Annotated in this window: 21 protein-coding genes; 2 read left to right on the top strand and 19 right to left on the bottom strand. The window is 45.0% G+C overall.

The features are described 5' to 3' along the window. Positions 1-50 precede the first annotated feature (50 nt). The 8 genes from NST33_RS12935 to NST33_RS12900 form a co-directional block, all read right to left on the bottom strand. Complete coding sequence (locus NST33_RS12935; RefSeq protein WP_221819585.1) at positions 51-2,009, bottom strand: ABC transporter permease; 1,959 nt, start codon at positions 2,007-2,009, stop codon at positions 51-53. Continuing rightward, positions 1,984-2,754, bottom strand: a complete 771-nt coding sequence (locus NST33_RS12930) for an ABC transporter ATP-binding protein (RefSeq protein WP_221819586.1) — start codon at positions 2,752-2,754, stop codon at positions 1,984-1,986. The genes NST33_RS12935 and NST33_RS12930 overlap by 26 nt, the downstream gene beginning before the upstream one ends. Before the next feature lie 318 nt (positions 2,755-3,072). Beyond that, positions 3,073-4,056 (bottom strand): sensor histidine kinase, encoded by a 984-nt coding sequence (locus NST33_RS12925; protein ID WP_221819587.1) that lies wholly within the window; start codon positions 4,054-4,056, stop codon positions 3,073-3,075. Continuing rightward, a complete protein-coding gene (locus tag NST33_RS12920) occupies positions 4,053-4,757 on the bottom strand; it encodes a response regulator transcription factor (protein ID WP_221819588.1) in 705 nt (234 codons plus the stop codon). The genes NST33_RS12925 and NST33_RS12920 overlap by 4 nt, the downstream gene beginning before the upstream one ends. Before the next feature lie 41 nt (positions 4,758-4,798). Next, positions 4,799-6,139: a beta-N-acetylhexosaminidase gene (gene nagZ, locus NST33_RS12915; RefSeq protein ID WP_339308113.1), complete on the bottom strand. Its 1,341-nt coding sequence runs from the start codon at positions 6,137-6,139 to the stop codon at positions 4,799-4,801. A 397-nt stretch (positions 6,140-6,536) separates the two neighbouring features. Then, entirely contained in the window at positions 6,537-7,640 is a 1,104-nt protein-coding gene (locus tag NST33_RS12910) for an NADH:flavin oxidoreductase (RefSeq protein WP_221819589.1), read from the bottom strand. 331 nt (positions 7,641-7,971) lie between these two features. Further along, entirely contained in the window at positions 7,972-9,285 is a 1,314-nt protein-coding gene (locus NST33_RS12905; RefSeq protein WP_221819590.1) for a hypothetical protein, read from the bottom strand. Between the two features lie 181 nt (positions 9,286-9,466). Then, positions 9,467-10,516 carry a 2,3-butanediol dehydrogenase gene (locus tag NST33_RS12900; RefSeq protein ID WP_221819591.1) on the bottom strand — a complete coding sequence of 350 codons (1,050 nt, stop codon included), beginning with the start codon at positions 10,514-10,516 and terminating at the stop codon, positions 9,467-9,469. A 387-nt stretch (positions 10,517-10,903) separates the two neighbouring features. Here NST33_RS12900 and NST33_RS12895 point away from each other — a divergent pair, with 387 nt between their 5' ends. Then, a complete protein-coding gene (locus NST33_RS12895; RefSeq protein ID WP_017688801.1) occupies positions 10,904-11,941 on the top strand; it encodes a LacI family DNA-binding transcriptional regulator in 1,038 nt (345 codons plus the stop codon). Between the two features lie 180 nt (positions 11,942-12,121). On the opposite strand, the gene NST33_RS12890 is transcribed toward NST33_RS12895, so the two are convergent. Continuing rightward, on the bottom strand, positions 12,122-13,090 hold the full coding sequence (locus tag NST33_RS12890) for a D-2-hydroxyacid dehydrogenase family protein (protein ID WP_221819592.1): 969 nt from the start codon (positions 13,088-13,090) through the stop codon (positions 12,122-12,124). 80 nt (positions 13,091-13,170) lie between these two features. Continuing rightward, the gene (locus NST33_RS12885) at positions 13,171-13,752 is read right to left on the bottom strand and encodes a TetR/AcrR family transcriptional regulator (protein WP_017688803.1); all 582 of its coding nucleotides are present in this window, start codon (positions 13,750-13,752) and stop codon (positions 13,171-13,173) included. Positions 13,753-14,038: 286 nt separating this feature from the next. On the opposite strand from NST33_RS12885, the gene NST33_RS12880 reads away from it, so the two are divergent. Beyond that, the gene (locus NST33_RS12880) at positions 14,039-15,259 is read left to right on the top strand and encodes an MFS transporter (RefSeq protein WP_221819593.1); all 1,221 of its coding nucleotides are present in this window, start codon (positions 14,039-14,041) and stop codon (positions 15,257-15,259) included. Between the two features lies 1 nt (position 15,260). Here the strand turns inward: NST33_RS12880 and NST33_RS12875 are convergent, their stop codons facing one another. From NST33_RS12875 to NST33_RS12835, 9 genes are all read right to left on the bottom strand, one after another. Continuing rightward, entirely contained in the window at positions 15,261-15,422 is a 162-nt protein-coding gene (locus NST33_RS12875) for a hypothetical protein (RefSeq protein ID WP_155985038.1), read from the bottom strand. Between the two features lie 32 nt (positions 15,423-15,454). Beyond that, positions 15,455-15,910 (bottom strand): SRPBCC family protein, encoded by a 456-nt coding sequence (locus NST33_RS12870; protein WP_221819594.1) that lies wholly within the window; start codon positions 15,908-15,910, stop codon positions 15,455-15,457. A 160-nt stretch (positions 15,911-16,070) separates the two neighbouring features. After that, positions 16,071-17,156 (bottom strand): HD domain-containing protein, encoded by a 1,086-nt coding sequence (locus NST33_RS12865; RefSeq protein ID WP_221819595.1) that lies wholly within the window; start codon positions 17,154-17,156, stop codon positions 16,071-16,073. Positions 17,157-17,439: 283 nt separating this feature from the next. Beyond that, positions 17,440-19,275, bottom strand: coding sequence for a UbiD family decarboxylase (locus NST33_RS12860; protein WP_221819596.1), 1,836 nt, complete (start codon positions 19,273-19,275; stop codon positions 17,440-17,442). Positions 19,276-19,489: 214 nt separating this feature from the next. Continuing rightward, on the bottom strand, positions 19,490-20,833 hold the full coding sequence (locus NST33_RS12855; RefSeq protein WP_339308108.1) for a HAMP domain-containing sensor histidine kinase: 1,344 nt from the start codon (positions 20,831-20,833) through the stop codon (positions 19,490-19,492). Positions 20,834-20,835: 2 nt separating this feature from the next. After that, positions 20,836-21,504 (bottom strand): response regulator transcription factor, encoded by a 669-nt coding sequence (locus NST33_RS12850; RefSeq protein WP_221819598.1) that lies wholly within the window; start codon positions 21,502-21,504, stop codon positions 20,836-20,838. A gap of 28 nt (positions 21,505-21,532) precedes the next feature. Continuing rightward, positions 21,533-23,497 carry an ATP-binding cassette domain-containing protein gene (locus tag NST33_RS12845; RefSeq protein WP_339308106.1) on the bottom strand — a complete coding sequence of 655 codons (1,965 nt, stop codon included), beginning with the start codon at positions 23,495-23,497 and terminating at the stop codon, positions 21,533-21,535. A 198-nt stretch (positions 23,498-23,695) separates the two neighbouring features. Further along, positions 23,696-25,645, bottom strand: coding sequence for an S-layer homology domain-containing protein (locus tag NST33_RS12840; protein ID WP_339308104.1), 1,950 nt, complete (start codon positions 25,643-25,645; stop codon positions 23,696-23,698). A 91-nt stretch (positions 25,646-25,736) separates the two neighbouring features. Then, positions 25,737-26,765: a dockerin type I domain-containing protein gene (locus NST33_RS12835; RefSeq protein ID WP_339308102.1), complete on the bottom strand. Its 1,029-nt coding sequence runs from the start codon at positions 26,763-26,765 to the stop codon at positions 25,737-25,739. Between the last annotated feature and the right edge of the window lie 82 nt (positions 26,766-26,847).

Raw genomic sequence — 26,847 nt, 5'->3', positions numbered from 1 at the left:
AGTCAACAGACACCGAGCGATGAGTCCGGTGTCTGTTGGGCCATGCTATTTTAGACTAATTTGGAATACATGTGACGCAGATACCGCCAGCGCACGAGTGCAAAATACAAAATCTGCATGGAAGCAAACACCAAGAAGATGCGCAGGCTGTATCCAAAGACCGAGAAATCAACTAGTTGCTGCAACGCCACAAAAGCAACCGAACTGTGGATGACCGCCACCAGAATCGGCAGGAAGAACATAAGCAATAGCTGCCTTGTTACGATCTTACGGAGTTCGGGACGACTCAGTCCCATTTTGCCAATCATGCGATACTGCGCTTCATCCCGTTCTAGATCTGCGTAAAGTCTGAAATACGTGAAACTTGCTGCAAAGGTGAAGAAAACAATGCCGATCAGACCGCTCAAAATTAGAATGATGCCATTGGTCTGCTTGGAATTAAGCCAATCCACCACAAGCGCGCTGACCTCGTAATAACCTTTTTCGGAATGATCATCTTGAATGGATTTGATCAATTCAGGAGCAAAGCTGCGTGTACCCATCCAATCTTTCACGATAAATTGTATCGTTCGCATCGAATAGAACCCTTCAGGCATGCCAACTTCTTCGTTGTACGCAGGTCTCATCTTATTAAACAGTTCGTCGGTTACGACGTAAAGATAAATTTCATATTGAAAAGGAATCACAATCTCGGTACCAGGTGTCGATAGCTGGACAGGCACGCGCTGATTATCAACCTCCAGATTGACCTTTCCTCCCGAGACTCCTTGTTCAACCTGTTCACGGTACTCCTTGCGCATCGCCAAATTACTTGGTGTCATAAATGACTCATCGATCTGTTTCAACGTACGTTCTTCATACCCGAGTGCCTTCGCAAGACGGTTATAATCACTCAGTTTGATAATCTTCCCATTATTATTTTCACCTATAGGAGCATAACTGCCCTTCACGTAGGGAACTTGATGATCAATCAACGTTTCTTCAATCTGCCGAATATGTCGCTCGGAGTTGGGAGTATCCCAGTTATTCATATAACTGAATGCGTATGGATTCGACATGGACGACAACCCCGGGTCAGCAATAGCAAGCATGGTGCCAATTCCCGTAAATGAAGAAGCTGAAATGATACTTACCATGAAAAACATGATGGCGTTATCTTTCATTCGATAGGTAAGTTCAGATAGGAAGAGCAGATTGGTTTTACGGAAAAACAACCTTGGATTTCTTTTCAGTGCCCGAATGATGTATACACTGAGCTGTGTGAACAGAAAGTACGTACCTGCAATAACAACCACGACACTTGCAAGTAATAACGGAAAGGAGAAGCTTATCCATACAAAAGTGAATACTCCTGCATAACCCCCGCCAATTAACAATACCGATAACAAGGCGAGCAGACGTGATGCTTTGGGTTCCGGTTTCGGTTTTTCCTCTGATTTCACAAGGTCAATGAGAGTTCCTTTGCGGATGAGCAAGGATGATGACATCGCGATTACAACAAACAGCAGCAGAAATGCACCTGCCGTCAGGGCAATGCTTTTTAGCGGGAAATAGAATCGAAGGCTGTTCTCAACAGCCAGCATGGAGCCACAGATCAGCAGAATCAATTTGCCGAAAATAATTCCGAGTCCGATCCCGGTAATGATGGAAGCTAATCCGATACACATGTTCTCCATAAACAGAAGCCGGTTCATCTGTTTACGTGTCATGCCAATGATCAGGAAAATACCAAATTCCTTCTTGCGTGTCTTCAGGAATGAACCAACGGAATAGAGCAGGAACAGGAATGAAAAGATGAATATAATGATCTCTGCAATCATAAACCCCTGATTCGCAAGCAACGTAACCGTCCCACTTGATCCCTTTAACCCTGCTTTCAAATCAGGATGGAACAGGAGCAATGCGTAAGTAAAAAAGATCATAACAGAAAATGTACTGCTCAGAAAATGAGCCAGATAAATTCGTTTGTTGCGAACAACGTTATTAATGGCGAACTGGCGAAAATTCATGTCCTGAACCTCCCATTAGGGATAATACATTAATAATCTTCTGGTAAAAGGCTGCGCGATTATCGCCGTAGTGAATTTCATTATACAGTTTGCCATCCTTGATAAAGACAACCCGACTGCAATAACTTGCTGCTACAGCATCATGAGTGACCAGCAGCATCGTAGCCTGATCCTCCTGATTGCGAGTTTCGAGAATCTCCATGACATCTCTTGCCGCCTTCGAATCCAGGTTGCCTGTTGGCTCATCGGCCAGAATCAGCTTCGGGGAATGGATAAGCGCTCTGGCAACGGCCGTACGTTGTGCCTGTCCTCCTGATATCTCATATGTCCGTTTGTTCAGAATACCCTCGATCCCCAGCTTGCTTGCCAGCTGTTCAACACGAGTGTTCATCTCTGCTAGCGAAACACCGTCAAGAGTCAGTGGCAGCACAATGTTTTCCTTGACTGTCAGTGTATTTAACAGATTGAATGATTGAAAAACAAATCCAAGTTCTTTGCGCCGGAACAGCGCGAGTTCGTCCTGATCCAATTCAAACGGATTCTTCCCTGCAATCCGCAGTTCGCCTGATGTTGGGTGATCAATGGTTGAGATCATGTTCAGCAGTGTTGTTTTGCCACTACCCGATGGTCCCATGATGCCAACAAACTCACCTTCCTGAATACTGAGGTCAATACCTGATAACGCTTCATAAGATACGATGCCTTTGTAGATTTTACTGATCTGTTTCACAGAACAAATCTCCATGGTTACAACTCCTTAGTGATATATGAATTCAAAATCAAGTTACTTTCATGCTGTGTGCATGCGTATTGTGCGTGGCCTTTCCTGTACTCTTATGACTATAGTCTATCGAAGTTTCGGCCATTCTCCTATGGTTTAACCTTTCATCAACATGACAATGTTGTAAGGTTGCATCATGAAAATCAAAAAGACGCCTTCGCCTCGATCAGGCAATAGACGTCTATACTTACACCTTACACTTACACTGTAATTCATACTCCACTCATACTTCTTTAATAATACACACACCTTACGTCCCCATCTTATCTTCAACCTGTCACTTCAAGAGTTGAATGTAATTCGGACAGTCGTTCCTTCGCGGTACACAGATTCAAGATCAATCCGATGATTCATCCGTGTTAACACTTCTTTGGCAATATACAGCCCCATGCCTGTGGACTCTTTGAAATGCCGCCCGTTCTCCCCGGTGAAGAAAGGTTGGAATACCCGGTTTAGATCAGACTTCGGAATCCCGATGCCCTGATCCTGCACTTCCAACATGATAGAGCGTTCCGCTTCATATGCACGCACATAGATCTTCTGCCCGTTGCCCGCGGAGTACTTGATTGCGTTCGACAGTAACTGTACCAGGACAAACCGAATCCACTTGGCATCGGATTGTACAACCAACGAAGGTTCTATATGCATCTCTGGATAGACGTGATTGCGAATAAAGAATCGCTTGAGTTCATGGATCGCTTCTCCCCCAGCGGTCTTCAGTATCACAGGTTCCACACTGAAATCTTGCTCGAAGGTATCCAACCGGGCCACATACAGCACAGTCTCCAAACCTCGCCTCATCTGGTCCGCTTCCTCCCGAATGCTTATGAACCGAGGATCGTCATCTTCCTGGCCTTCCACGGTCAACTCAATGACGGATAACGGTGTCTTCATCTGATGGACCCACTGGTTCATGAATGTCAGATATTCTTGCTGCCGTTGTTCCAGCCGATGAAGATGAGCATGGTACTGTCCGTATTGAGAATCCAGCAGCTTTTCCAGCGCCAGTGATAAAGGACTTGTTTCGTTCAATGGTACAAATTCCTTCAGCGAATCCATCGATCGTGACATCCGGGTATAAAAGGAGCGATGTGAATAATAACGATACACCAAATATCCGATGTATAAAAATAATCCCAACGCTACGGCATAAGCAGCCGTGACCCAATCGTTGTAACCGTCATACCAGAACACTGCAACAACGGTGAACAAGATGGCAACAACCCAGCACGTTAAAGCGAGATGTTCTCGTAAAAACAATCTCATGATGATGAAGAGGCCTTCCAGGTATTGTTCAATCGGTAACCCGAACCTCTGACCGTTTCAAGTGCATCCGTAATACCAAGTTCGGCTAATCGTTTACGCACCCGAGTAACGTTAACGCTGAGTGTGTTGTCATCCACAAACGAGTCATCCCACAGCTTCTCCAAGATAGTCTCTCTGCTCACCAGCTTGGGACTGCGGCGCAGCAACGTTTCCAGCAGAATCGTTTCCTTCTTTGTCAGCTGTACTTTGCGATCACCAAGCTGAATCTCCAGTCTTTCCAAGTACACGACCAAGCCGTCCAGTTCCACCTTGCGTTCTTCATCACGTGCAGCATAGTCCCCATATACCCGGCGCAGCTGACTGCGAATTTTCGCTATCACAATCTCATGCTCAAATGGCTTCGTGATATAATCATCCGCCCCGTTCTCCAGTGCCATGACCTGATCCATCTTCCCACTCCGCGCGGAGATAAACAAAATGGGGCATGTGGAAAGCGTACGAATCTGGCGGCACCAATAGAAACCATCGTAACTGGGCAAGTTGATATCCAGAAGTACCACATGTGGCTGTACCTGCTCAAACTGTTGCACAATCATCTCAAAATCCTCGACCAGAACGGCCCGGTCTCCATAACGCTCAATATGAGATTTCAATAATCCCGCAATCTTGGGATCGTCTTCTATTATCATAATGGTATACATTATTGGATCTCACCTCTGGCAAAATCATAACACAGGATTTATTATCTAGCATCGATTTGCTTACGCCAATCCACAATATCTGCATTCAATTGCTTCAGGTCTCCGGAAGCTTTCTGATCATCAGATAACTTGTATTGTTGCTTCAATGCCAGGATACGATATACACTTTCATCAATTCGGGACTCGGTGATTTTGCCTGACTTCACTGCACTTATTAGCGTATCAAAAATCGTCTTGGCACTCTCATAACTGTGAGCGACCAACAGAATGTCACTTCCTGCTTTAACAGTTGCCAAGGCAGCTTCATCCAGCTTGTAGTTCTTCGCGATTGCACCCATACTCAGGTCATCTGTGATGACTACACCGTCATAATTGAACTTTCCACGCAGATGTTCACCAATAATGACATCCGATAAGGAGGCTGGATGATCCGGGTCCAGCTTCGGGAACAAAATGTGTGCAACCATGACCGCCTCTACCTGCTCCTTCACTGCGGCCTGGAATGGAATCCATTCAAGCTTGGCCAGTTGTTTTTCCGTTTTATTCACGACAGGAAGATCAAGATGGGAATCCACAGACGTATCACCATGACCCGGAAAATGTTTCACTACCGGAATAATGCCTTCACTACGTAGTCCCTTCATCTCTGCAATCCCCATACGTGACACCAGTTCTGCCGAGCTGCCGAATGAACGATCTCCAATCACCGGGTTCTTCGGGTTACTATTCACATCCAGCACAGGAGCAAAGTCCACATTAAACCCCGCAAGCTGAACTTGTCTGGCCAGCAATTCGCCCATCGTTTCAGCAAGCGCATTATCTTTCGTCTCGCCTACTTTTCTACTGGAAGGAATGGATTCCATCGTGTCCGGCATTCGACTGACTTTGCCGCCCTCCTGATCTACGCTCATGAAGATCGGTACCGGGTTGGACTGATTTACTTCCTTGATGGATTGTACAAACTTGGCTGTTCCCTCAAGTGTCGATACATTGTTGGCATAGAAAATAATGCCCCCTACCTTTTGATCCGTAATCATCTGTTTGGTTTGATTATCCAACGTTGTCCCTTGAACACCGGCCAGTATCATCTGTCCAATCTTCTCTTCTAACGTTAATGAACTGAGTTGCTCCTGCACCGGATCGACTTCTTCTTGCGGTTCCTCTTGCACTTCTTCCTGCGGTGGAACGGTATTCTGCTCCGGCGATGAGGAAGATTGCCCTGAGTTGGAGCCAGCGTTGGAGCCAGTATTTGAGTCCGTTGCGGAGGAAGGTTTCTGTGCCTGGCCACATGCCGATAAAAGCAGAACGATTCCCAGCAGCAGACACAGCACCTGCAGTGGTATTCTTCGTTTATTGTTCGAGTTGTACCTATAGTTGTGCAAGGATATTCATCCTCCTTATGTAATGTCGTCTTGGTAATCTAAAGGTTCAGGCCTAACCTTATCACAAGGTGAATGATTTTCAAAATGAGCGCTTCTGAGGATTGAATCGTTGTGCTGACATATATGCAGCAAAAAAAATGGTTGCTATAGAACCTGAGATGTGGAACTTAATGGTGTTGTGACTAGGCGCGTGTGGGATGTATGTGGAGAATAAAAAGGATTAACGGTGCAGGAAATGATTTTCTATTGTGAATTTTTCATATGTTGAAATTATTAGTATAGGCAGATCAAAAAGCCGCCCAAAGGCGGCCTATTTGTTCGTTCTTGTTTTAATTTCGTTGTAAATTGTTGCTGTTTAACGTTGATTCACCTTGCACCAAACGTTCTTAGGCTTCTATTAATGGAGTGTTTGCAACACTTCCGTTGTAAATGGAATGATTTCGGATATGCGACCTTCACGAACTTTGGCAGGCCATTCGGAATCACTAAGCAGAACACGACCCAAGGCGATCAGGTCAAATTCATTGTTCTCCAGCTTCTCATTTAATAGATCCAAGTGGGCATCCCCTGTTCCCTGGTTCTCGGTTGCTCTGTCTACAAATTCAGCTTCAAGTCCTACCGATCCAACCGAAATGGCTGGTTTGCCAGTGATTTTCTGCGTCCAACCCGCAAGGTTCAGCTCAGATCCTTCGAATTCAGACAACCAGAACCGGCGTGTAGAGCAATGGAATATATCTACGCCAGCAGCACTGAGTGGGGCCAGGAATTGCTCCAATTGTTCTGGCGTCTCCACCAGACGTGCCTCATAATTCCCCATCTTCCATTGGGAGAACCGGAGCACAATTGGGAAATCAGGACCAACCGCCGCACGACAAGCTTCAATCACTTCAACCGCAAATTGGGTTCGACGTACCAAATCACCACCATAATTGTCGGTCCGTCGATTCGTCTGCTCCCAGAAGAATTGGTCAATCAGGTATCCATGGGCTCCGTGCAGTTCAATGCCGTCAAACCCGATTCGCTGTGCATCCGCTGCCGCTTGGGCAAATGCCTGTACAAGACCTTGAATCTCCTCTTCCGTTAATGGTTCACGTGATGGTTCACCTGCCATGCTAACCCCTGACGGACTTACAGGCTCAGCTTCTGCGTTAGGCAAGTCACCGGAACGACGTGCTGTACCCACATGCCACAATTGTGGCATGATTTTGCCACCCGCTTCATGTACTGCTTTCACAACATTAGCCCATCCTTGCAACGAATCTTCTCCATGGAATAATGGAATACTCGCTCCACTAACCGAAGATGGATGATTAATGCCTGTACCTTCTGTTATGATGAGTCCCACTCCACCTGCTGCTCTGCGACGATAGTATTCAGCAACTTCTGGTCCAGGTACGCCCTCTGGTGAGAATCCGCGAGTCATGGGTGCCATAACGATTCGATTAGACAATGTTAGCTTGTCCGAGGTGAAAGGTTTGAATAAAGCTGAAGGTACGTTCATAAGTACATTGCTCCTTTGCAATTGGAAGTATGGAACTCCGCATCCACATGAAATGCGACATGCTTTTGTATATTTTAACACGTGTAATCCAGTTGACTGGTTTAGGATTATTTCTCTATCCATTTTATAGTTTCTTAATTTTATTTACAAATTTTCGAAGTTGGGCGTTCAAAGTAATCTTATAGAAAAAAAGAAAGCTACCTTACGGCAGCCTCTGTTTGATCACACTACGGAAGCAGTCTGACATATACTCTACTACATCTTAAAGTATTTCCCCGTCACCAATAATGTGGATGTAGCATAGTATATAATCCATAATCTTCCTTCCAATTTAATTAGCATTCACGGGGATATCACTCCGGTTCACTCGAAGCAATTTCCCTGATGAAGTCGATAACACATCCGGATCAGTACCCAGACCAAAGTAGAAGTCACCCTCGTTCTCTTCGAAAGACTTGGCATAGGTGTCCTGGTTAAAACGTAAAATCTCATTCCATGTGGTCAGATCCGTGGATTGGTAGACCCGATTGATATACAGATTGGCACTTTGGCGAGTGTACGTAAGCACATACACCTTGCCATCACGCAACAGCACATCGGTTGGGAGCGCCTTGGCATCCGGGAAATTAACTCGCCTTGCCTGATTGATGTCGGTCATGACATTCAAAGATTTGGGCAGCAGCTGCCCATCATTGAACACGCCTCCCGCTATATAGAGCAACTTGTTGTTAAAGTTAACATTTTTGCCTATTTTATTATAAGGAATTGTGCCCGTTTGATAGCTTAGTCCAGGCAGCATTTTGCTACCATAGATGACAACATCCCGTTTCTCAAGCTTTTCGTTAATCTCCAGAATATTGGTTCTGTCATTCCATATTTTATTGGCAGGATACATCATGCCAGATGCATATAACTTGCCATTAAGATGGAACATGGTATAAGCCCGGAAACCAAACGTATTAATGGTCGCATATTTCTGCCAAGTTTCACCTTCATTATGAGAGATTAATATCGTTGGTTTGGAATCTGTCCCCAACGCGGCAAACATCTTGCCCTGATACGATGCCAGATCGTATACGTGTACACCCAGCGGCAGATTGCGATATTTGGTCCACACCTCTCCATCCAGACGATAGAAGTTACCCAGTTCCCACTTTTCACTATCAGAATCATTGCCAGGAATATATAACTTGTCGTTTAGTACTCTGTAGATATCAATCTGTTCCTCATCCACATACATCTTCGTTGATGGCAAGATGCCCGGGTTGCTGTTCGTCACCGACTGGGTCTTGAATTTTGCATTCGCTGTATCATAATAAATAACTGGAATAGGGCCTGAATTAGGAGCTACGCCCAGATTGCTGCTATTTCCGTGGCCCAAATATATCTTGCCGTTGTACAGTTGCATGTCCCAAACGTTATTAGCATATGGTGTTTTGGTAAAAGGTCTGCCTAGCAGTTCGATCTTCGATGTTACATCCGCTGAACTGATCGGTGCATTCGACACCTTGGCAAGCCCACGTTCCGTCGCAGGGGGTTGACTCGTTGACGTGGTATTTTTCGGCTTGGAGTTCCCCATAAGCATCCAGCTCATTCCTGCGACAATGGTCAAAATTACGGCTGTCCATTTTGTATGTCTCTGCATGTCCGCTTCCTCCTTCATTTTTTCATCATTATTACCTTCACACCAAGATGATACAAATTGTATCTTTTTATACTATGTAATTCGACCCGTACATGCAACAAATTCCGCCCTATTTATACAAAAAAAGTAGACAATCACATCTGTTGATGTGCTGTCTACTTGTTCATACTATCTGTGATTTCTATTCAGCTTTCACCAAAATCTTAACCTGATTTTTCTCTTTCAACAGTGCTTCAAATCCATGCTCTACTACTTCATCCAACGAAATTCGTTTGGTCACCAGCTTGTCAGCCGGGAAGAAACCTTTATCCATCAGACTGATCACCGCCGGGAACACATCGCGATAACCAATAATGCCATTAACTGTACGTTCTTTCATAACAATAGAGTTCGGGTGAATCGGTGCTTCCTGTTCAAAAATGCTGACGATCATCAACTCTCCACCAATACATGTCGAATCAATAGCTTGTTGCAGAACACGTGGAACACCGGTTACTTCATAGGCTACGTTAACGCCGCCTTGTGTACGTTGATGGATCTCTTCCACGACATTAAACTGCATTGGATCAATCACAATAGCACCGAGCTCTTCGGCTTTTGCTTTCCGTTCATCCGATAACTCCACCACATAAATATCTGACGCTCCTGAAGCTTTAAGCGCTTCAATGACCAGTAGTCCGATTGGGCCTGCACCAAACACGGCTGCCGTATCTCCCACTTTCAGCTTGCTTTGACGCACAGCGTGAAGTGCTACAGCTGAAGGTTCAACCAACGCCCCTTGCTCATACGAAATTGAATCTGGAATGGCATGTACCATGTTTTCTGCAGCAGTTACATACTCGGAGAATCCTCCTCCGCCTCCAGCGAGTCCAAGGAAACCCATCTGATCGCACAGATTGTATCTGCCCTGTTTACAAGCTTCGCAGTGTCCACATGCATAGATGGGTTCTACCACAACACGATCGCCTGCCTTGAAACGTGTAACACCTTCCCCTACTTCAACCACCTGTCCTGAGAATTCATGCCCCATAACTATAGGCGCTTGTTCCCCTGTTAGCGGATGCGGTGCTTGAGCGGGAATGAAGATTGGACCTGCTGTGTACTCGTGCAAATCACTGCCGCAGATACCGCACCATTCCACTTTTATTTTGACCTTCCCTTCTTCAGGGTGAGGTTCATTAATATTTTCGAGACGTAAATCTTTGACTCCATGCCAACGTAATGCTTTCATTCATTTCATCTCCCAGATCATAATTTTTGATATAATCGGAAACGTTTCCGTAAATTAAATATGTCACATTTTAGATACGCTGTCAAACATATTTCTCCACTAATATGTCTATTTCGTGATCGTATCGAGTTCACTTTAAGAATGCTTATACTATAATTCAAGTGATCTTAGCAGTATTACAAACGATGTAATCCTTGTTATTAACATATATTATGGCAAATACTATTGTAGTCCCATTGAAATTTAATCAGGCCTCGCCATAAATCTGGTCCTTTCATGGGATACTTCATTGTTCAAATGTTATAATCAAGTTATATAACTATCGTGAAGTTCATACATATTCCTAATAATTCGGAATCGTTTCCGATAAAGTGAGGTAACTGTACATTGAGGAAAGAACAGAAACTTACGATCAAGGATGTTGCAGAGCGTGCCGGCGTGGGCATCGCTACCGTATCCCGGGCCATCAACAATTCAGAAGGCATCAGCAGTAAAACACGGGATAAGGTGATGCAGGCCATTGAAGAACTGGGGTTTGTACCCAACACCTCGGCACAGAGTCTGAAAATCCGGCAAACGCACCAGATCGCTCTTGTTGTACCCGACATACGAAACGCCATCATTCCGGAAATCTCCTGGTCTGTAGAACAAACGGCGAAGCAGCATGGGTACCATGTCGTGCAGATCAATACGGCAGGCAATGCCAGAACGGAGCTTGAAACCATTCGTAATGTCAAAAAATTGCATGTGGACGGACTGATTTTCATGCCTCTGGCGTACCCCAAAACGTTACCCGGACTGATTGATAAGGCGCCGCTCCCTATCTCGATGATTAATTACGGCAAAAAACTGGAACCTGGCATGAAGGCAGATATCGTCTCTCTTTCTCAACCCGAAGGCAAATTGGTGATGGAACATCTGTTCAAAATCGGCCGGACTCGAATCGCTTATGCAGGAGCACCGAAGGACATTATTGAAGAACGCTTTCGTGCGTATGAGCAAGCCGTAGGTCACGTGGACATTTCTCTCGTCTACTTTGGTGAGGACTTTTCATTAAATACAGGTGCCAATGCTGCAGATTATTTCTACGGACTTACGCATATGCCAGATGCGGTCTATGCCATTAATGATATGGTTGCCATCGGATTGGTTAATCGGTTCAAGGAGTTAGGGGTTCGTGTACCTGAAGATGTGGCTGTTGTGGGTGTGGATAACAATCAATGGACGACCGTCACGTCTCCTCAGATTAGTTCCGTCTCCATAATGGGCGAAGAAGTCGCCAGACTTGCTACCGAGCTGTTGTTAAAACGAATTCGGGAGATGAATACGACCGATTACGAACACATCCAATTTGAACCACGCTTAATCGTTCGTGAATCAAGCGTTGCTATGATTCATTCTTCCCAGCGAGGACCACACAGTTAAATTTGGTGAGTGGATGGCTCAGCAGGATAGGATGTGTTTTACATCCGTCCCTTCATTTGTTTTCTACACAGATATACTAAAAAGGTGTTGCTCAGGTCTAACTCTTTCCTGGCAGCACCTTATTTGTCGTTGATTCTGTACAACTATAGCAGATTCATACTCCGTCCGCATACGTTCATTCTAAGAAAGCAGTTGCCTGATCGACGTTCCCTTCAGGAACATCGCTATATTCTCTACGGTATGATTATAATAGATCTCATAATTGCCACGAGTCACATAACCTAGATGCGGTGTAGCCAGAACGTTGGGCAATGTTCGCATCACATGGTTAACTGGTAGCGGTTCCTGCTCATATACATCCAGACCTGCACCAGCAATCACACCACGCTGCAGTGCCTCTACCATAGCTTCCTGATCGACAATGCCCGCTCGCGACGTATTTATTAATAGCGCACTCGATTTCATTAGTTGAAATTCGGCTTGTCCGATCAGATTTCGCGTACGATCACTCAATACTAGATGAATGGATACGATGTCGCTCTGTGCAAGCAATTGCTCCTTGGTCTCGGACCAGATCACACCATGTTTTTCAGCTTTTTCTTGTGTTAGATTCTCGCTCCAGGCCATCACATTCATGCCAAATGCTTGTGCGATCTCAGCCATGCGAGTGCCTATCTTGCCCAAACCGAGCAATCCAAGTGTTCTCCCATGCAGATCCAACCCGACCGTGCTCTGCCAGTTTCGATTGGAGCGAAGTGCATTATTTTCTGTAACCAGTTGTCTGGACAGCCCCAGAATCAGTGCCCATGTAAGCTCCGTGGGCGGATTAGAGCTTCCCTCGGTTCCACACACAATAATCCCGTTTTTCTCTGCAGCCTTGAGATCTATCGACGCATTGCGCATACCACTTGTAATCAGAAGTTTTAGCTTAGGAAGCTGTGAAATGACCTTCTCCGGAAACGGTGTACGCTCCCGCATCAGCACCACAATATCGAAATCCTGCAATTCCTGTATGACTTTATCTTCCGAGCCCATATAGTTGTTGAATGTCTGAATCTCCACCTGATCCATCAACGGACCCCAGTCCGCCGACGTCAGCGCAACGTTCTGATAGTCATCCAAAACGGCACAGCGCAACTTCGTATTCATTTCTGATCTCCTCCTATATTTGCTCCATTCTTAAATATATTGTAGCAACTCCGCATCACTTTAAACAGAATAATTCCCTATTACTGTAACAAAGACAGCGTAACCTGGATGCTCTGCTCCACAAACAAGCGGTCCGGTCCTGATTTCATCAGTACAGTCAGTCCAATCATGGATACAACCAAAGACTGTGCAACCGCACTCGCGTTCATGTCAGTGGACAGCTCCCCGCTCTGTTGCCCTCGTTCTATCGTTTCTTTAAAAAGAACACCCAGGTACATCTGATGCTCCCGTGTAAGGACAGCGAATTTGGGATCATGTGGAGCCAGCTCAACCATCGTATTAATGCAAAAACAGCCGTGACTAGGCTCGGTCACACTCCCCTCTGCTCCAATATGTTCAAACAATCCACGAAAGGCTTCCCGTACGGAGGAACCCTGTTGAAGTCTGGCTCTGACTTGAGCCGCGTGCTGAGTGGTATACCTGCGAAGTGCTGTTTCAAATAATTCCTTTTTATCTCCAAAAGCCGCATACAGACTGGGACGTTGTATGCCCATTGCGGTCGTCAAATCATTTAAAGATGCCGCTTCGAACCCTTTGTCCCAAAACGTATGCATCGCTGCATCGAGTGCTTTATCCGTATCAAATTCCCGTTGTCTAACCATACAATTCACCTCTTTATGTATCGATCAGTATGTTTATATATTTTAACCTCACTCTTATTACAAAGTCAAAACCTAATAACCGGAAAGGAGTTTTTAGCTATAAATGAATCGAAAATTCTGGAATAGAAGCGATCATATGGTTATTTTATCGTCGTATTCTCTGGGTAAATAACCTTCAGTTTAACCCTCACCCAATTCTCTGTTGACAGAATTCACGCAAATAAAGTATGGTTATCCCGAAACATAACATACCGATCAGTACATAATAGAAAGGTGACAACTACTCATGCAAACTTCTTCTCCAGATGCACAATTATCCAATAAGGATCGTCCTGCCATGTCACGGTTAGTTGCTCTTCTTTTTGCCGTGTGCAGCGGACTTGCGGTCGCCAATATCTATTATGCTCAGCCTTTGCTGGACTCCATTGCTCATGAGTTTGGCCTCTCTCCATCATCCATAGGGATTGTCATCACAGTGACTCAAATCTGTTATGCCTTGGGGCTGTTCCTTCTTGTTCCGCTTGGTGACCTCTTAAATCGCCGCAAGCTGATCATCATTCAAATGCTCTTATCCGTACTTGCATTGGTTCTCGTAGGAACCGCACAATCCAGTTCCCTCTTGTTCATGGGCATGGCTGTCGTAGGTCTACTCTCGGTCATTACGCAAACGCTCGTTGCCTTTGCTGCACACTTGGCAGCCCCTTCCGAACGTGGTCGCATTGTCGGGTTGGTAACCAGCGGAATCGTCATTGGCATTTTACTTGCACGAACGGTTGCAGGTACGCTGAACGATTGGCTCGGGTGGAGATCGGTGTATCTCTTCTCCGCAAGCCTTACATTACTCGGAATTGTCGCCTTATATCTTGTTCTCCCAAAGCAGCAGTCCCCACAGGTAAAACAAAGCTATACCCAATTACTCGGTTCCGTCTTGCAACTGTACCGTGAGTTGCGTGTGTTACGAGTACGAGGTGTGCTGGCCATGCTGATTTTTACAGCCTTCAGCATCTTATGGACTTCTATGGTACTGCCACTAAGTAGCCCTCCACTGTCCCTGTCTCATACAGTCATAGGTGCATTCGGTCTCGCAGGAGCGGCGGGAGCATTGGCTGCTGCCCGTGCAGGTAAACTTGCCGACCGGGGCCTTGGGCAGAAAACAACCGGTGTCGCCCTTGTCATTCTGCTCTTATCCTGGCTGCCCATCGGGTATGTCCATCATTCTCTCTGGTTCCTGATCCTGGGTGTTATCCTGCTCGATCTCGCCGTGCAGGCCGTACATGTTACCAACCAGAGCCTGATCTACGAAGTTCGCCCCGAAGCACAGAGCCGCCTGACGGCAGCCTATATGATCTTTTATTCCATCGGCAGTGCAACCGGCTCCATCATTTCAACCCAAGTGTATGCCTGGGCGGGCTGGACAGCCGTATGCTGGTTAGGTGCTGGCGTTAGTGCAGTAGCCCTTGTGTTCTGGATAATCGATCGTTATATGCATCGGAATCTCGATCGTTGAATTAGTCCAGTTTATTCCACACCACAATAAAAAGAGTTGCCAACGGACCAAATAACAGGGAAATCAGAAACCAGTTCCGACCACTTCTGTTTTTTCCCTGAGCCAGTCCGGCATTAATCAAGGCAAGTGTGCCCCAACCTACAAAATATTCATTATCCATCAAATGTCTTCTCTCCTCTATCCATTCAATTCTGGCTACTGCTCAAGCATATCTTTGAGCTTACGATTACGATCCTCTAGAAATGCCTGCATGTATCTCTTCAGCACAAGTCGCTCCGTTGCCCATCCCAGCAATCCAAGTGGAGCTTCGAATCGAAGTGTGTCTCTCATGCAAGTTATCTGATCCCCAATTACGCTGAAATGATGTTCATGTCGCATGCTCTTGAAAGCCCCTTTCTCCATCTGATCCACAAAGAGGAAAGGTTGTTCAAACTGCACGATCCGGGACTTCAGCTTCTGTCTGACACCAAAATGAGTAGCCTGAAATGTAACGGTATCCCCTGCTCCAATTCTTCCTGTTGTTACTCCTGCGACTGCTCGCTCTCTCGTATGTTTCCAGACGGTCTGAGTATGTATATCAATATCCCGGGCATAGTCGAAGCACCGTTCAATCGAGGCATGTATCGTAATCTCGGTTGTCACTTCAATCATGGCGATCGCTCCTTGGCAGGAAAAATAAGGTCTTTGCAAAGTATACGCTTGCTTCCTTGGTCGAACAACACATCTAGATGATATAACAAAAAACGGGTCCCCTGTCTTAGTGCAGGAGGCCCGTTCTCAATATAAATAAGGAATACAGATCATATTTAGATTAAATAAGCAATTCATCAATGGCAAGCGTACGCTCTTTGGAGAGATCGCGATATTCTTCAGACTCCACTTTGATGAGTGGTTTGAAAATATCAGATGTATTGTTCATGACAATCACACCTTTTTCTCCATTGCTGAGCAGAACCTGTTTCCCGATGAAATTAGGAAGCAAATGTTGCATCAATGCCTGAACCGGTTTTTCATTCAATTTACCAAATCCCATTCCATAGATATCTCTAAGGTTGTTGATCAGATTTGGATTGCTTCCTCCGTGATTCCCGGATCTCATACCTATATAGATATCCGCTACAGATACAATCTGGGTATAGGGATGAATTTCACTTTTCTCCAGTTGCATCGGATAACCCGAACCATCTTCCCGCTCGTGATGTTGCAGAGCAACCAGCGCTGTCACTTCATCCGTCATCGAATTTTTGATAATTTCATGACCATATATGGTGTGACGTTGCATTTCAAGCTGCTCATCCGCCGTCAACGGTTCTGTTTTGTTCCGAATCCGGTGGGATACTTTGCACTTTCCAATGTCATGCAGATAACCACCGCGACTAATCTGATAACTCTCCTTCTGAGAATATCCAAGCCAGTTCGCAAGGTAGAAGGACAACAATCCTACCTGGATTGAATGTGTATAGTTATTGACGTCATCCCGCTCCAGCATCATCAGGAGATGAACGACATCTTTCTGCTCATCCAGTCCCTCAACCATCGGTTGCAGTGCATCATCCACCATGGTGGCGTTGAACTTGCCAACGGTCAGAGCTTCGAGAAAAGCATTTTGATAATTATGTACAGTCTGAATAAATTGGGACTTCAGCTCTTCTTCAGGCGGTTCTTCCTTCGTAGTTATCCCGGAAGCATGTTTTGCCGCTGCAGCAAAAAATTCTGCTTCAGTGATTTCTTCTTCGCGTGATTCAATATCTACATAATCTACACGGTGCTGCATAAGCAAGGTGATATCCTCACCTTTGATCACAGTTCCCTTCCCGAGAACGTGTAATCCTGCATCGCTGAATGTATCTGCAGTTAGACGGTCTCCGTCTTGCAGGTTCATAATATGGATTCTCAAATCGGTATTCCCCCTGAACAATTCATTATAGTAACAGCACCCAACGGAACGGGGCCACAAAAATACCTATACTTCTTTATATCGTTATAATTCTTCATTTCATACATAGTTCAAACGACCTTAATCACAATGGTAAATACGAACACCTAAGACTTTATCCTCACTCCAACATCCAAATTAGTCCCGGTTTTAAACTTTTACACACTTTTGTGCTTCATCGCCGTATCAGAGTAAGCCAAAGAAGTTCAAACGCTCCGTTTGAACTTCTTCAAGACATCTCAAATTAGATTTTGATCGAACCCAGACTAGCACCTTTTACAAATAAACGTTCAATGCTCTTCTCCACCGAAGGATCAGGAATCAGCGGCGGTGCCTGGTGAGGTTTGGTGCGTGCATCAATAATCACCTGATCACAGCCCCAATGCTTGTGGTCATATCCGCTATTAACCCCGTACATGTCATGTGAAGGGTTGCTGCGAGTAAAGGTTGCCCATAAGAAGTTGCTGAGGTTAGCACTCAGGAACGAACTGTCGTCACATAGAATGATCATTGGACACGAGTTCAGACCTCCCTGTTCTTTCAATAGAGACGTGAATGCTTGCATCTCCTGTGCTGTATCCGCATAACTCGTAAAGGCCGATGTCTGGATCGAAACGATACCCGGCATGATGAGCTGTGGATTCTCATAACCACGAATGTTTTTCAAAGACTCCGGAACCTCCGTGCACAACTCTCGAACCTTGTCGCCATATGCTGCAAAAACGACCTTGCTGCCGCTGTTCAGTCCTGTACCCGAATAATCGAGTGTATCAATCGTTGTATGGGTATGGAAATGAATATCCCGCTGCATATCCATACGTTCCAAGATATAGGTCAGGAATTCAACTTCCTTGTGGGTATCCAAAGGTTGCTGATCCTCAGCGGTAATAAACAGGTACTTCGCCAGACTGAGCTGACCCGTACCCAAAATACGATTGGCAATCGTAAGCAACTCTGTCGGCTGCTTCACCGCCTGATACGGCGTGTAACGTTCACTGCCGATTGCAAACAGTAATGGATGGACCCCTGCCGCATCGACCGCATGCACTTCTTTGACACCAGGAATCTCCTGTTTAATCGCGTCTCCCGTAATCTCATGAATCAAATCACCAAACGCCGTATCCTCTTGCGGCGGACGACCAACAACCGTAAACGGCCAGATGGCATTCGGTTTGGCATAGACTTTATGCACACGCATTAACGGGAATTCATGTGTCAGACTGTAATAACCCAGATGATCCCCGAACGGACCTTCGGGTTTTGTCTCGCCTGGATAGATATCACCCGTGATGACAAAATCAGCATCATTACTGATACAATATCCGTCCTTGTAACTGTACCGGAAGCGACGTCCAGCGAGCAGACCGGCAAATGTCATCTCACTAAGTCCTTCAGGCAAAGGCATAACTGCTGAAAGTGTATGTGCAGGTGGACCCCCAATGAAAATACTAACTTTCAGTGGTTCTCCCTTTTTGACCGCTTTGGCTTGATGTATACCGATTCCGCGATGAATCTGATAGTGTAATCCAATTTCCTTGTTCATTTCAAAATCATTGCCATCCAGTTGAACCCGGTACATCCCCAAGTTTGAATTCATGATGCCTGGTTTGTCCGGATCTTCCGAATAAACCTGTGGTAGCGTCACAAATGCCCCACCGTCCATAGGCCAGTGTTTGATGAGCGGCAAGTCCGAGATTTGAATCTCTTGCGCCGACACGGGTAGGCTGATAGATTTCTGTTTTGGCAGCGCTTGCCACGCAGCTAGACCTGTTTGGACATGCTGAAATGGCGTCTTAAGCGCCTTCATGGGATCGTCACGAACAGCCATGACCCGTTGTACGCCTTCCAGCGTACCCCGGAACATGAACTTGCTTCGTTCCACCGTGCCGAACAGATTCGATACGGCCTGGAACTTTGAGCCTTTTACATTTTCGAATAACAATGCCGGGCCTTTAGCCTCGTGCACTTTCATATGGATCGCTGCCATCTCCAGATGAGGATCAACCTCTTCTTTGACCCGAATCAAATGACCGTGCTGCTCCAGATCGTTAATACAATCTTCCATGTTGCGATATTTCATTGGATGGCTCCATTCTGTGTATGATAAATTGATTAAGTTCATAGATTCACATAACGTCTCTTCTATTTTAACAAATGATCCTCTGCTAAACAAAACTATATGTGAAATTTTGTCGCGAATACAGATATCAAAAAAAGCAATATGGCAGCAATCTGAATCCTGAACGCACAGGGACCGATTGTTTCCAATATTGCTCTCTCTGTTCTGGCTTGCCTTAAGGTGTAGGTGTAGGTGTAATGGTCGATCTGGGAATCGTGACAATAAACTGCGTTCCTTTTCCTACTTCGCTCTCTACATCAATTGTACATTGATGTAATTTCAATATTTTAATCACAATGGACAACCCTAATCCATTCCCTCGAAGCGAGCTGCTCCGTGCTTTGTCCACCATGTAGAATCGATCAAAGATATACGGAAGGGCGTCCTCAGGTATACCTTGTCCTGAATCTCTAATCAATATCTTCACATGTGAAGATGACGTCTCAATTTCGACATGAATGGTACCTTTAGGACCTGTGTATTTGATCGCATTGTTTATTAAATTCTGCCAGACCTGATCAAACAAATCTTTGTCCACTGTGATCTCGCAGGGCAACAAGTCCAGTTCGATCTGTATGTCCTTCTGAGCCCACTGCGGCTCTGCCAGTAAGATCGCCCTTCTTAATTGTTCATCTACCTGGAACGTGGTGAAATGAACCGGATGATGCTCCGAATCCAGCGAGGCTAGCCGAAGCAGATTATCACTGAGCCTCGATAAGCGCAGCGTTTCCTCATAGATAATATCCAGATGCTCTTTCTGCTCTTCTAATGGAATAACACCATCTTGTAGTGCTCTGGTGAATCCTCTAATTGATGTGAGCGGAGACTGCATTTCATGAGAGACGTTGCTGACAAAGTCATCACGAACCGAATCGATTTTTTGCAACTCACTGGCCATATGATTAAAACTCTCCATCAGTTCCCCAAACTCATCCTTATTATTGTGTTTCAGGCGGACCGACAGGTCACCTGATGACATCTCCTTCGCCGCAACCGTTAATCTCTTAATCGGTTTCACAATATACCCGGACATGAACAGGATTAATAAGCTGCCAATGACCAGAACCGTTAACAGTGAGGTTAAGAGCGTGTTTCTCAGTGTATGAAAAAGAGAGGAGAAATCACTTTGAATCAGAAATGTGCCAATCCCCTCTTTTGTTCCAGGAACACCTATGGTCGCGACTCCATCTTTACTGGACAGAAAAATGGCATCCGTTGTACCCGAATCAAATAACGAATGAACTTTGTCCTCTGGCAAGGAAGATAACACTTCACTTTGTTCATTCACGGGAGTGATATTTAAGCCGTAGCGAGCAAAAATATCCAAGCTTGATTTCACTTTTTCCGGATCATCGATCAGGTTAATCAGTGTAGCGAGGTCTTCAGCAAAAGTAACCATAAAACGATTCGGTGTCTTTTCCTGGGACCCGTTATTTATCATAAAGGAAAGAATTAAACTAACCAGAACAATCCCGATAAACGTAGCTACGATGCGAAGTCGCAGGCTCTTCCTAAACATTTTCATGCCCGCTCCAGGCGATAACCAAGTCCTCTTATCGTTGAGATCACTAACTCTGGAACATGCTCAAGACGTTCCCTTAACCGTTTGATATGTACATCAACCGTACGTTCATCTCCTTCGTAATCGATGCCCCATATATCATCTATAAGCTGTGTACGTGTGAATATTTTCCCTGGCGAACTCGCCAGAGAAAATAACAATTCACATTCCTTCTTTTTCAATTCGATAGTTTGTCCATCCGCAACAACCATCAGATTGCCCAAATCAATCGTTACGCCGCTGATCTGAATCATGTTTGATGAACTTTTGTTATATCGTTTCAGTAACGATTTTACACGCAAGATTAATTCCACAGGATCAAACGGTTTAACCAGGTAATCGTCTGACCCAGCATTAAATCCTCTGACTTTGTCCTTGGATTCTCCCTTGGCTGTCACCATCAGGATGGGAATATCCAGATAAGACCGAATATCTTCCGTCAGTTCAATACCGTCTATTCGTGGCATCATTACATCCACAATCGCCAGATCCACTTTCGTATGCGAGAGGATATCTAACGCCTCTTGACCGTCTGGTGCTTCCAGCACGGAGAATTGATTCTTTTCAAGATAGATTCGGATTAATTTGCGGATATGGGAATCATCGTCCACCACCAGAATTGTGTTCATGTAGCCATTATCCTTTCCGCAATTGGTTTTATTCGTATCGTAGGGATTCCATCGGGTCCAGCTTCGCCGCTTTTGATGATGGCATCAAACCGGCAACAATACTAATCGCTGTACTTACCACGATACCAAACAAAATATAATATCCCGAGAGATTAATGAGTTTGGCTCCAAACGCATTGTCCAAAAGAATGTTTAATACATAACTGATGATCACTGCAAAGATTACCGCAATAATACCACTAAATACGCCTAATAAGGCAGATTCGGAGAAGAATATTCGCTTGATATCTTTCTTTCTTGCTCCAATCGCCCGAAGAATGCCGATCTCCTTCGTCCGTTCCACGACACTAATATAGAGTACAACCAATATCATAATACCGGATACGATCAACGAAATGCCTGCAATACCCGCGAGTACAATGGAAGCCATACTTACATATGTCGTGATATTCTCCATGACCTTGGCCATTTGGGAGCCTGCGAAACCAGCGTCAACAGCAGCTTCATTGATTTCATTTACATATTTCATATCGGTAGCATAGGCGTTAACCTGAATCGGCCCGATTGTTATTCCTTTGTCTGTATACATTTGCTCCAACGTCTCTGATGAAATGTATCCCGGGGATTGTTGCATTGGAGATTGCGGATCTGCCGCTTCGTAGATCCCTGAGATGGTTACTTCTTTCTCCAAGGTCACTGGTTTATTATTGCTATCCATCTCGTTGATATATAGAAACACGGACTTGCCGATCATGGATTCAGCCTGGTCATTTCCGCTTAATTGTTTCGCCGTATTGAGAGGTAACAGCATCTGATTTTCTAACGGCAGAACACCAGTTGTCATCAGTGCTGGATCAAAAGCATCCGTTAACGTTGTTAACTGTGTGAGTCCTACACTTTGTTTTTCATTCACCATCGTGGATTTGCCTGTAATGGTCGTGATCGTCTCTACATAATCCACATTAGGAAAATTGCGAATCGTCTCAACATCATCTTCGGTGAACGGTTCACCTGGTGCCATCAAGGCCTCGGGACCTTGCATATCCTTGGCTTCTTCACTCGGCTTTGTTATATCCACGAGCAAAGGGTCCATACTTGAATTGATTTCGTCATTCATATACGTTGTTATCCCGTTCCCCAAGGAGAGCATCAGGAGTACACTTAATATACCTATAGATCCTCCCAATGCTACTAATACATTACGCTTGCCGTTGAGTTTCATATTTTTAAGTGCCATCTTGAATGAAGCAAGCAAGCTCAGGCTCCGGGAAGAATCCTTACCACTCTCGTAAACAGTCGTAGAAGGATCTTTCAGGTGAATATCGTCACTAATGCGCCCCTCTTCAACCTTCACAATACGTGTACCGGAGTCAGCAACTTTCTGCGAGTGAGTTACGGCAATCACCAGCATTCCCTTTTTGGCTATACTGTCCAGCAGAGCGAGAATTTGATCTCCGTTTTCCCTATCCAGAGCACCCGTCGGTTCATCTGCAAGAATAATGTCCGGATTGTTGGATAATGCCCGTGCTATGGAAACCCGTTGCTTCTGACCGCCAGATAACTGGTTGGGACGTTTGTTCAGATGATCCTTCAGTCCCACCTCTGTCAATATATCAACAGCACGTTGGTTGCGATCCTTCTCATTGGTATCCGTCATTTGCATTGCAATCGTTACATTTTCGAGGACAGACAGATGCGGGATCAGATTGAAATTTTGAAAGACAAAGCCGATATTATTCTTCCGATAATCATCCATTTCCTTCTCTGTCATGGCACTTAAGTTCTTGCCACGAACAACAACGTCCCCTTCATAGTCGGAGTCCATGCCACCAATGATATTCATCAGGGTCGACTTACCGCACCCAGATTCGCCAAGGATCGAGACGAACTCTCCCGTCTCAAAACTCAGGTTCAAACCGTGGAGTACCGGAACTTTTTCTTTTCCATATAACGTGTATGATTTCTTCACATTTTTAACTTCAAGTATTTTCATATGGATCTCTTCCTCTCCTGATCATGCACAATATCTATCTATTTGATGTTCATATTGTAACAAATCAGTATGAACTGATAATGAACTGGACCATTGTACCTATAAGAGGAAGTTCGAACACAAGTTATATGTAAAAAAACACCTACAGCTTGCTTGAAATAAATCATTTCAAGTAAGTGTAGGTGTCCAGAAATTTGATTAGATTAGTCCAGCTTTTGCAAGTAACCTTTTCACAATCGCCGCCGACTGCGCACGACTAATGTCTGCATCTGACATCAGTTTGCCATCAGCACCTTGTACCAGCTCTTGTTTAATCGCCGATGCAACCGGCTCTGCTGCCCATGCCTGTACTTTAGTGCTATCGCTGTATGTGCTCAGCAGACTTGTTGTCTCTGATGCGTCGGCCTGAGCCAGACCGACCAGTTTCATCGCACGTGACACAATGGTCAACGCTTCAGCACGAGAAATTTCACTGTTCGGACGGAAGCTCTCGTCAGTATAACCTGAGATCAGTCCGTAGGACACTGCCGTCTCAACCTCATCCTCATACCAGCTGCCCGTCTTCACATCCGTGAACGATGCCGTTTCTGCACTGCGCGGTGCGTGCAGACCCAAACCTCTTAACAAAACAGCCGTAAACTCTGCCCGCGTAATACTCCGGTCTGGCGCAAACACGTTCTCACCAGTACCTTGTACGATCAGACGGGATGCCAGATCCTGTACGTCATCACGACTCCAGTGACTTGATACATCGCTGAATGTTGCCGGATGATAGATCAGCGCATAAGTACTGTTCGTCAAGCTGTTAATAATAGCAGAATCTTGCACGTTACCTTTGATAACCTTGGTCGGTACATGCAGAAGGCTGCCATCTGACTGAAGCACAACCCCTGTCGTGATCTTTGAACCATCGACACCCTCTGGCAAAGTAATCGAGCGCTCTACATAAGAGTTGAAACGATCTACATTAACTTGCTGTCCATTCCAGATCGCTTTTACTTCAAAATCAATCGGAGCTGCGATCACCGTTGTGTTCTCCAGCTTATCCGCTGCGGCCTGAATTGCTGTTTGTTTAGATGTGGCACTAGGCGCAATAGCGATTTGGATTGTAATATCTTCCAATGGAACGGTGCTTCCGAATTGGTTCAGAATCTGATCTACCTGAATCTGATTAGCTGGGAGGGTGTACGTACCACTGTCAGTCTGAATGACAACTTCGGCATTACTTCCTTCCATTGTTTTGACCAGCTTGCCGTTCAGTTCACCAACGACTGCACCCTTGCCAGTACCTGTAATAGGCAGCAGAAGCGTTTTTAGTCCACTTCCAATCTGATTGATGACTTTGTCATTATCCACGTGAACCGTGGTGGTAACCTGATTATTTACCGTTGAAGTGGTAGCTGTCGCTGATTGTTCCTGTTTCTGACCGTTCACATAGATGTCTACACCTTTGGTTACCGCTGGAGTCGATAGAACTGGGGTAACCACAGGTGTAGTTGGAGATACATTTCCCCCTCCACCCGAAGAGTTACCAGGATTCGGTGTAGGTGTCGAGCCAGAATTGTCGCCACCTGAGTTTGCTGCTGTTATTGTGATTGTTCCACCGGACAACTGAGCACCACTATTGTGTTCTACATTTGTAAAAAGCCAATGTTCTGAATCGCTTTGCACCACTGTGAGCTGTTTTGTTCCAGGAGTCGCATTACTTTTGGCTTTGACCTCAATATCAAATAATTGCTGTTCGTCTGAAATCAAACGTTCACCTGCATTGAAATTAACCCAGATGATCCGTACCCAGCCTTCTTCGTTATTAATTACGTACTGGAAGTCTCCTGTACCGGTTTCTTCTGGGGATGTGCTAATGGTGCTTACAGATTTAGGCGTGATCCGGACAAACTCCAGGGCAGATGTATCATAATCAATCTGCATATTATAAGCGCTAACCTGAGAATAGGACTGCTTTAATGTAACAGGGACATGAACCGTCTGCCCCGGCTGTACACTTACATTTGCAAATTGAACCTGTGATGGTTCTGCCGGCTCTGCCCCAGCAATACTCGGGAATACGAGAGACGAGAGTAGCGTCAGTGCGATGAGACCTGACATTGTTCTTCTGATTCTTGGACGTTTCTTTTTCGGTTGAAACATGTATTAGCCTCCATGTCTGTATCAATTGATAGATCGTTTGGTAACGATAGAAAAAATATTGTTATTCGTTATCTAAATTAAGAAATATGAATTAATCAGGGCGTTGTATTTTTTCTTTTCCAACAATGTATACTCGTCTTGGCTCCGTATTCGCGTCCGAAGTGGAATGAGCAGTCACTTCGAGCACAAGATAATGATCCTCGTCCTCAGATGTAACGGTATGCTGTTCTAGTGTCTCCCCTTCTATTGGAACCATATCTTCTCCTGAAGGGTCTGTTGCGCGATACCACTGATAAGAAGGAGTAGCAATAACATCACCATCAACATCCATTAAATCATAATCTGTGGCAATTGCGTTCTCCATGTAATTCTTCAATTGACCATTCAGCACATACGGCGCATCGTCCACTTGTTGAAAGGTCAACACATAGTCATTGTTTTTTGCGCCAAGTGTTTTATTGGCATATCCGTTTAACAACGCATTCATATCCCCCAAAGTGGGTTCCGCATTACGATCCACGTCCATTCGGTTCATCTCTACATAAGAATAACCGCGGCGACTGACCATATTACGAAGATAAGTCAAAAGTTCTGCTGCATCCGCAGAATTCACTTTTCCGTCTGAATTTACATCCCCTTTTTTACTAATGTTAAGTTCAAAGTTATCCGTAACCGTTTCCGGTACATCAGATACAGTATATTGAGCTTTCAATTCGATGTTGATTTTGCCGCTCTTGTAAGGAATAACAACCAATATATTTTCATTTTCTATCGTTTCTACATACACCCTAGCTATACTGTTATCACTTGAGTTGGCTGTGAGCATACTAAACTCATCAGATCGTAAATGGGTACTCAAATCAATTCTAACTCTATTGTTCGTTACCTCGATGGGTACACCGGACACAAAAGAAGGATCGTTTTGTTCCGATGAATAATTTAACCAATGGATGCCGTCGTTGAGCACAGGCCGTGAAATGTTAATCTCTGGGCCAATTTCTCCTGCGTTAGCTTGAGGAAGCGCTCCACCTATAGGCAACGCAATGCCCAACCCGAGTGCAGTCAACATGCTTTTTTTCAATATCGGCTTAAGCCGTTTTTTGTTTTGTTTCCCCTTCAATTCATGTTCCTCCTCGTGTACATTTCAAATTTGAACAACTACAAGCTCAGTATAACGAGCCATTCTGAACCGATTCTGAACA

Origin of the sequence: Paenibacillus sp. FSL L8-0435, from assembly GCF_037965655.1 — a bacterium.
Lineage (GTDB): Bacteria > Bacillota > Bacilli > Paenibacillales > Paenibacillaceae > Paenibacillus.
This window is presented reverse-complemented; position numbering and strand designations above follow the sequence as displayed.